Source organism: Streptococcus sp. 1343, from assembly GCF_013277355.1.
Classification (GTDB): domain Bacteria; phylum Bacillota; class Bacilli; order Lactobacillales; family Streptococcaceae; genus Streptococcus; species Streptococcus pseudopneumoniae.
Window position 1 is genome coordinate 1 of the sequence record NZ_VMMT01000006.1, and the last position, 1,713, is coordinate 1,713.

At 41.2% G+C, this 1,713-nt stretch carries 1 protein-coding gene; it reads left to right on the top strand.

What is annotated here, in order from left to right; genetic code table 11:
• Positions 1-315: 315 nt before the first annotated feature.
• On the top strand, positions 316-1,593 hold the full coding sequence (ltrA, locus tag HT709_RS00790; protein ID WP_172925141.1) for a group II intron reverse transcriptase/maturase: 1,278 nt from the start codon (positions 316-318) through the stop codon (positions 1,591-1,593).
• Positions 1,594-1,713 lie beyond the last annotated feature (120 nt).

The window sequence follows — 1,713 nt, forward strand, 5'->3', positions numbered from 1 at the left end:
CAAGGTTGCTTTTTGAAAACAATTGAGTATGAAAGCGTAGTAACAAGGAATCATGAGAAGTCAGCCGAACCCATAGTAGTGAGGAAACTTCTGTAATGGAAGTGGAGCGAAGGGGTGAATACTCAAACAGTCTGGGGAGAGACTGTTTGAGGTCTGTCGCTAGAAAGAGAAAACGACAGATCGAAGTAATCCTACTTTACTTGTGTCTGTAAAACGAGAGGTCTGATAGAACTGGACTCTGTCACGTATTGACTAGATGAAGGTTCACCAATATAAGATATCCCTCAGGCACCAAAACAAGAAAGGAATAGGCACATGTCAAAATTGCTAGATAAGATAGTATCACGCGAAAATATGCTGGAAGCCTACAATCAAGTAAAATCCAATAAAGGCTCAGCTGGGATTGATGGAATGACTATAGAAGAGATGGATAATTATCTCAGACAAAACTGGCGCTTGACTAAGGAACTGATAAAACAGAGAAAATATAAGCCTCAACCAGTTCTTAGAGTTGAGATTCCTAAACCAAACGGAGGCATCCGTCAACTAGGAATTCCGACAGTGATGGATAGGATAATCCAACAAGCCATTGTCCAAGTCATGAGCCCCATTTGTGAATCTCATTTCTCAGATACGAGTTATGGCTTCAGACCAAATAGGTCATGTGAAAAAGCCATCAGGAAGTTCTTAGAGTACTTAAATGACGGCTATGAGTGGATAGTGGATATAGACCTAGAGAAATTTTTCGATAGGGTTCCTCAAGATAGATTGATGTCCTTAGTACATAACATTATCGAAGACGGAGATAGGGAATCCTTGATTCGTAAGTATCTTCATTCAGGTGTTATCATTAATGGTCAACGTCATAAAACGCTAGTTGGCACACCACAGGGAGGAAATGTATCTCCTCTCTTATCCAATATCATGCTTAATGAATTGGACAAGGAATTAGAAAAGAGGGGACTTCGATTTGTGCGCTACGCAGATGATTGTGTGATGACGGTCGGAAGCGAGGCAGCCGCTAAGCGTGTGATGTATTCAGTCAGTCGTTTTATTGAGAAACGGCTAGGTTTGAAAGTAAATATGACCAAGACTAAGATTACCAGACCAAGAGAGCTGAAATACTTAGGTTTTGGGTTCTGGAAATCATCAGATGGTTGGAAAAGTCGTCCCCATCAAGATAGTGTTCGGAGATTTAAGCTTAAATTGAAGAAACTAACACAGAGGAAATGGAGTATAGACTTAACAAGACGTATTGAGCAACTGAATTTGTCTATTCGAGGATGGATAAACTATTTCTCATTGGGAAATATGAAAAGTATTGTCACCAGCATAGATGAGCGCTTGCGTACTCGCCTACGAGTGATTATCTGGAAGCAATGGAAGAAGAAATCGAGACGACTATGGGGATTGCTTAAGTTAGGAGTTCCTAAATGGATAGCAGATAAGGTATCTGGCTGGGGTGACCATTATCAATTAGTAGCTCAGAAGTCGGTACTTAAACGTGCTATATCAAAACCAGTCCTTGAAAAACGAGGACTGGTTTCGTGTTTGGATTATTACCTTGAACGACATGTGTTAAAAGTTAGTTGAACCGCCGTATGCCGAACGGCACGTACGGTGGTGTGAGAGGGGCTAGAGATTATCCCCTACTCGATTGATACTCTTCGAAAATCTCTTCAAACCACGTCAGCTTCACCTTGCCGTAGGTAT